The organism is Pedobacter sp., from assembly GCF_045627485.1.
In the GTDB taxonomy this organism is placed as follows: domain Bacteria; phylum Bacteroidota; class Bacteroidia; order Sphingobacteriales; family Sphingobacteriaceae; genus Pedobacter.
Genome location: NZ_JAZQNU010000091.1, coordinates 1 through 6,408, shown reverse-complemented (window position 1 = coordinate 6,408; position 6,408 = coordinate 1). Strand labels below are relative to the sequence as shown.

7 protein-coding genes are annotated in these 6,408 nt (G+C 40.4%); 6 read left to right on the top strand and 1 reads right to left on the bottom strand.

Annotated features, from left to right (window positions below; genetic code table 11):
* Positions 1 to 125 precede the first annotated feature (125 nt).
* On the bottom strand, positions 126 to 359 hold the full coding sequence (gene rpmB, locus ACR2F3_RS06815; protein WP_108554931.1) for a 50S ribosomal protein L28: 234 nt from the start codon (positions 357 to 359) through the stop codon (positions 126 to 128).
* 245 nt (positions 360 to 604) lie between these two features.
* Here rpmB and acs point away from each other — a divergent pair, with 245 nt between their 5' ends.
* The 6 genes from acs to ACR2F3_RS06785 form a co-directional block, all read left to right on the top strand.
* On the top strand, positions 605 to 2,500 hold the full coding sequence (gene acs / locus ACR2F3_RS06810; protein ID WP_432709230.1) for an acetate--CoA ligase: 1,896 nt from the start codon (positions 605 to 607) through the stop codon (positions 2,498 to 2,500).
* Positions 2,501 to 2,570: 70 nt separating this feature from the next.
* Positions 2,571 to 2,756 (top strand): CsbD family protein, encoded by a 186-nt coding sequence (locus ACR2F3_RS06805; RefSeq protein ID WP_432709229.1) that lies wholly within the window; start codon positions 2,571 to 2,573, stop codon positions 2,754 to 2,756.
* 489 nt (positions 2,757 to 3,245) lie between these two features.
* Positions 3,246 to 4,025 (top strand): 5'/3'-nucleotidase SurE, encoded by a 780-nt coding sequence (surE, locus tag ACR2F3_RS06800; RefSeq protein ID WP_432709228.1) that lies wholly within the window; start codon positions 3,246 to 3,248, stop codon positions 4,023 to 4,025.
* A complete protein-coding gene (locus tag ACR2F3_RS06795) occupies positions 4,018 to 4,284 on the top strand; it encodes a stationary phase survival protein SurE (protein ID WP_432709227.1) in 267 nt (88 codons plus the stop codon). The genes surE and ACR2F3_RS06795 overlap by 8 nt, the downstream gene beginning before the upstream one ends.
* Positions 4,284 to 5,408: a lipid-A-disaccharide synthase gene (gene lpxB / locus ACR2F3_RS06790; RefSeq protein WP_432709226.1), complete on the top strand. Its 1,125-nt coding sequence runs from the start codon at positions 4,284 to 4,286 to the stop codon at positions 5,406 to 5,408. Before ACR2F3_RS06795 ends, lpxB begins: the two co-directional genes overlap by 1 nt.
* Before the next feature lie 148 nt (positions 5,409 to 5,556).
* The coding region (locus ACR2F3_RS06785; protein ID WP_432709225.1) for a hypothetical protein at positions 5,557 to 6,408 on the top strand (852 nt) is incomplete at its 3' end.

Below are 6,408 nucleotides of genomic sequence, written 5' to 3'. Positions count from 1 at the left end.
CGCTTGGCCTCCGACTTGCATGCCACTTGTTTTATGCTCTGTACACTCTAGAATAACTTGTACTCTGTTACCTTTCTTTGCCATTTTATTATTATTGTTAACAGGTTAACTACCTGCAATTGTTTTTACAAAAATCCTTTTTTCACGAAGCGGTTGATTGCTTCTGTAATACCAATTTTATTGATGGTTTTAATAGCTGAAGTAGATACTTTCAGTGTAATCCAACGATCTTCTTCAGGAATATAAAATTTCTGAAGTTGTAAGTTGGGATAAAACTTACGCTTAGTTTTAACGTTTGAGTGAGAAACATTAAAACCTGTCATCGCCATTTTTCCGGTTAAATCACAAACTCTAGACATGCCTTTTAATATATATTGTTAATTATTAGTCGCTTAATTTTTTAAGAGTGGGCAAATATCCAAATAATATTCGTAACCATCAAGCAGGTGATGAATATTTTTGAAAATAATGTTTTTTTCACCCGCACAAGCCGAATTCGCTTCGCCGCAAAGCTAAGAATATGCACTTAAAAACCACTATAAAGTTTATATAATTTCAATAAAAGCTATATTTACATTTTAGCTACTAAATATAGAACCACATGATGCAGATCAAATCTTTGCAGGATTACAAAGAACAATACCAATTAAGCGTTGAAAAGCCTGAAGAATTTTGGGCAGAAATTGCCAATACCTTCCAGTGGCGGAAGAAATGGGATAAAGTATTATCATGGAATTTCACCGAACCAAACATTAAGTGGTTTGAGGGAGGGAAATTAAATATTACAGAAAATTGCCTGGACAGGCATTTGGAGAAAAACGGTGATAAGCCTGCAATTATCTGGGAATCAAACGATCCCGAGAAAAAAAGCGTTGCCCTTACCTATAAGATCTTACATGAGCAGGTATGCCGCTTTGCCAATGTATTGAAAAAGAACAATGTGGCTAAAGGCGACCGTGTTTGTATATATATGCCGATGGTGCCAGAATTGGCTATTGCCGTGTTGGCCTGTGCCCGTATTGGGGCGGTACATTCCGTTGTTTTCGGTGGTTTTTCTGCCAAATCTATTGCGGACCGCATCAATGATGCAGCCTGTAAATTAGTGATTACTGCTGATGGCTCTTTCAGGGGGAACAAACAAATCCAGTTGAAAGAAGTGATTGACGATGCTTTAATTGGCTGCCCGACGGTAGAAAAAGTGATTGTATTGACCCATACCCGTACACCGGTTTCCATGTTAAAAGGCCGCGATTTATGGTTTGAAGATGAAATTAAACTGGTAGACAGTTATTGCCCTGCAGAAGAAATGGATGCTGAAGATTTACTTTTCATCCTTTACACCTCAGGTTCTACAGGTAAACCAAAAGGTGTGGCACATACCGTTGGTGGTTACATGGTCTATGCAGGTTACACATTCTCTAATGTATTCAATTACCAGCCAGATGAGGTGTTTTTCTGTACCGCCGATATTGGCTGGATCACCGGTCACTCTTACATAGTATATGGTCCGCTGTCACAAGGGGCAACAACGCTCATGTTTGAAGGTATTCCTACCTACCCAACACCTTCACGTTTGTGGGAAGTAGTGGATAAACATAAAGTCAATATATTATATACTGCACCAACGGCTATACGCTCGTTAATGAGTTTTGGTACTGAACCCTTGGCTGGTGCCGATTTAAGTTCACTGCGGGTCTTAGGATCGGTTGGAGAGCCTATAAACGAGGAAGCATGGCATTGGTTTGATGAAAACGTTGGTAAAGGGGAATGCCCGATTGTAGATACCTGGTGGCAAACCGAAACCGGGGGCATCATGATTTCGCCCATCGCTTTTGTAACGGATACCAAACCCGGATATGCCACTTTACCTTTACCAGGTGTACAACCGGTATTGGTTGATGAGCAGGGGCAGGTGATTGAAGGTAATGGCGTAAGTGGGAACCTGTGTATCAAATTCCCATGGCCAGGCATGCTGCGTACCCTTTACAAGGATCATGAGCGTTGCCGCCTGACTTATTTCTCTACCTATGAAAACATGTATTTTACAGGTGACGGCTGCTTGCGAGATGAGGATGGTTATTACAAAATTACCGGCAGGGTAGATGATGTGATCAACGTATCTGGACACCGTATTGGTACCGCAGAAGTAGAAAACGCCATTAATATGCATGCTGGTGTGGTAGAAAGTGCGGTTGTTGGTTTTCCTCATGATGTTAAAGGACAGGGGATTTATGCTTTTGTGATTTACCCGAATACACACGGTGATGATGACCTTACCCGTAAGGATATTTTGCAAACGGTAACCCGTGTAATTGGTGCAATTGCTAAACCAGACAAGATTTTATTCGTTAGCGGATTACCGAAAACACGTTCAGGAAAAATCATGCGCCGCATCTTGCGTAAGATTGCTGAAGGCGATGTTTCTAACCTTGGCGATACCTCAACTTTGCTTGATCCGGCAGTGGTAGACGAGATTCTGGACAGTGCAAAAAAACTTTAAAGCAAACATTTTAATGGTATACGTGTTTTATTGATAGTAAATACGATTTTTAAACTTAAATTATACTATCATGGATAAGTTAGAATTAAAAGGAAAATGGAACGAAATGAAGGGTAAAGTTAAACAAGCTTACGGAGATCTTTCGGATGATGATTTGACTTATCAGGAAGGACAAGAAGATGAATTGTATGGAAGATTACAGCAGAAAACTGGTAAAACCAGAGAAGAAGTTGTAGACTGGTTAAAATCCTTGTAATCAACATTCCGTTACCTGTCTAAATAAATAGACTTTAACTAATTAATAGTTTCCAAAAAGGCCGTGTCATTGAATAAATGAGCGGCCTTTTTGCTGCCCGAAAACAGCGACTCTAGCTATAGAACTCCTTTAGCATTACCAATCTACTTGTATAGCTCCTGCCTAATTAATTTTATCTGTGTAAAGCTATTTCCTAAATAGAGTTTACACGAAAATTTTTTTCAGCAGCTGGTGCTATTTATAAGGGCCTTAGAAGGGGGTTAGAAGGGCCTTTGAAGGGCCTTTGAACGGCTACAGCCCTCTTAACCCCCTTATAACACCGGCTTAACGGCCAGTTAAGGGCCCTTTACCCATCATTTCCACCTCGAATGTCCTCGATTGCCGGAAACCTGCTTCCCTACACCTTTCTCTTTTGTCACAAATACTAATAAATCTTGTATTTTTGTTTTTTCCACCCATAAGATTTATTTCTTATACAGCATAATTTCCATGAAAAAACAACATAACAGACCTAATATATTAGTGGTAAACGATGACGGGATTACCGCGCCGGGTATCAAAAATTTAATTGAAGTGATGCAGGAACTGGGCAATGTAGTGGTGGTTGCACCCGATGGCCCACAGTCGGGCATGGGGCATGCCATCACCATTGGAAAACCTTTACGTTTTGACAAAGTTGACTTGTACGAAGGTGTAGAAATGTATAAATGTTCGGGTACCCCAGTAGATTGTGTAAAACTAGCCGTTAACAAAATCTTTAAAGGTAAAAAACCTGATTTATGTGTTTCTGGCATTAACCATGGTTTAAATAACTCTATCAATGTCATTTATTCAGGCACCATGTCGGCTGCTGTGGAAGGTGCCATCGAAAGTATTCCTTCTATAGGTTTTTCACTTGATGATTTTTCGCAGGAAGCTGATTTCGAGCCTTGCAAGAAATATGTAAAGATCATTTGCCAGCAGGTGCTGGAACATGGTTTACCCGCAGCCACTTTGCTAAATGTTAACTTTCCTAAGGATGGCGGACTTAAAGGAATCAAAGTATGCAGACAGGCCAATGCAAAATGGGCGGAGGAATTTGACGAACGGGAAGATCCACACCAAAGAAAATATTACTGGTTAACCGGTGTTTTCCAGAATAACGATAAGGGCGAGGATACAGATGTTTGGGCTTTAGATCATGGTTACGTATCGGTAGTACCGGTACAATTTGATTTAACGGCTCACCATGCTATTCCGGTACTAAACACCTGGTCGTTCGATGATTAAAAAGCTAAATGACACCGTTTGGACTGGTTTTGGCATTGGCATGCTGGTGCCAGGTGTGCTCGTTGGCATTACCTGGTTTGTGATGCAGCAGGTATCGTACCTGGCAAAAGCTGATTTGCTGCTTATCTGCTGCATTGGGATCAACGCCGTGCTGCTAAAATATTTTTTTAAACAAAATAAGGAAAATCTTGGCCGCGGGGTATTAGGTGCTACCTTTATCTGGGGAATTGCTTTTTTCATCTATAAAGTTCGTCAATAATGAGGTATTATTTAGTAGCAGGGGAAGCGTCGGGCGATTTACATGGCGCCAATTTAATGCGGGCACTAAAGGAGCATGACTCGAATGCAGAGTTCCGTTATTTTGGTGGCGACAAAATGAAAGCCGAGGGCGGTGAGCTGGTAAAACATTATGCCGACATGGCTTACATGGGTTTTGTGGAGGTGGTGCTCAACATACGCACCATTCTCAGAAACATGAAAACATGTAAAAATGATATCCTGGAGCATCGGCCAGATGCCCTGATTTTAATTGATTTCCCGGGTTTTAACCTTAAAATTGCTGAATTTGCGAAAGCACAGGGCATCAGGGTGTTTTATTACATCTCACCGAAAGTCTGGGCCTGGAACCAAAAAAGGGTGTTAAAGATTAAAAAGGTAGTCGATAGGCTCTTTTGTATTTTACCCTTTGAGGTGGCTTTTTACAAAAGCTGGGGCATGGATGTTGATTATGTGGGCAATCCCTTGCTCGACGAAATTGCCAGGTTTAAGCCTGATACCACTTTTAAAGAACAGCACCAGTTATCCGACCAGCGAATTATTGCCTTGTTACCTGGAAGCCGTGTGCAGGAGATTGAACGTTTGTTGCCGGTGATGTTGACCTTAACGGAGCAACTGCCCGGTTACCAGTTTGTGGTGGCTGCGGCACCGGCTTTTACAGCCGATTACTACCAGCAGTTTATTGGTAAAAAGAAAGTAAAACTGGTATTTAATCAGACTTACGACTTGCTACATCATTCACGGGCAGCAGTTGTGGCTTCGGGTACCGCCAACCTGGAAACTGCCTTGTTAAAAATACCACAGGTTGTGGTGTATAAAGGAAGCCCGATTTCTATTGGCATTGCGCGCATGGTGATTAAAATCAGGTTTATTTCGTTGGTTAACCTGATCATGGATCGAAAGGTAGTGGAAGAACTGATCCAGGAAGAATGTAATCCGACAAAGGTATTCCAGCATTTGGAGCCTTTACTCGACGGCCAGCAGCGTTTGCAGCAGCTGGCAGATTACGACGCCTTAGCGGCGGTGATGGGAAAGCCTGGCGCCTCTGGCAGAACGGCTAGTTTAATTCTGGAAGATTTGGGAGTAGATGCCCATCAAATTTCGTAGCCTATCGTAACAAATGGGACAATAAGTCCTTCAATAAATGGTGTAGATAGGGTTTACTTTAGTATCAGTTAAAGTAGTTTTGTTTAATTGAGAGTTTATGTGTTATCTTGTAAAGACAAACAGATAAAACCTTCAAACTTAAGGACAAATGGAAATTGAATTCCACTGCACAGAAGCTGACTACAAGAACTTCTTTAAGTCTTATTACCTCAATAAACTGAAAAGGAATATAGTGAGTGTTATCCTAATTCCATTGTTAGCTGGCTATGCATTTGCCGGAATACCTTTTCAATTTTCGAGGTTTATGTATGGTGCAATGATCTCCTCAACTATTTTCATTGGAATTTTTTACCTCATTCCATATTTAATCTCCCTATATAGATTAAGAAAATTGATAGTTAAAGAACCTAAGCTTATTGAGAAGCACAAAATAATTGTAAACGAGAGCGGTCTATCTGGAGAAACCACCACAGGGAAAGAGAATTTAAAGTGGGAAAGTATAGTTTCATATGATTACAGTACTGACTTTATTTCTCTTTCCCTTGCAGATGAAAAAGTTTCTTTGATTCCCAAAAGTGCTTTCCAATCCTATACTGACCAAATCAATTTTATTGGACTTATTCGAAGTAGTTTAAGCAAAACAAGAGGGAAGGTTAATGCTTTACCTGGAAATGCTTACAGGAAGCCTCCATATTTATTAGGGCTTTTGTGTGCAGTTCCTTTTGTTGGCGCTATTGTTGGTTTGGTGTTTATCTACTTAGGTGTTACAAGGTTTAAAGACAAATGGTTTACCTTAATTGGCGTATTAGGGGTCGCAATTTCTGTTGTTGTATATCTGGCACCATATTATGCTGGAAAAAATTTTTTTAAGGTGAATGACGGAATTGAAAAAATATCAAAAATGCAAATTAGCAATCTGGTAAAAGATATTGAATTTTATAAAATACAGCATGGGGTGTATCCTGATAGTCTAAAGCAGCTTCAGTTAGATGATAAAAGT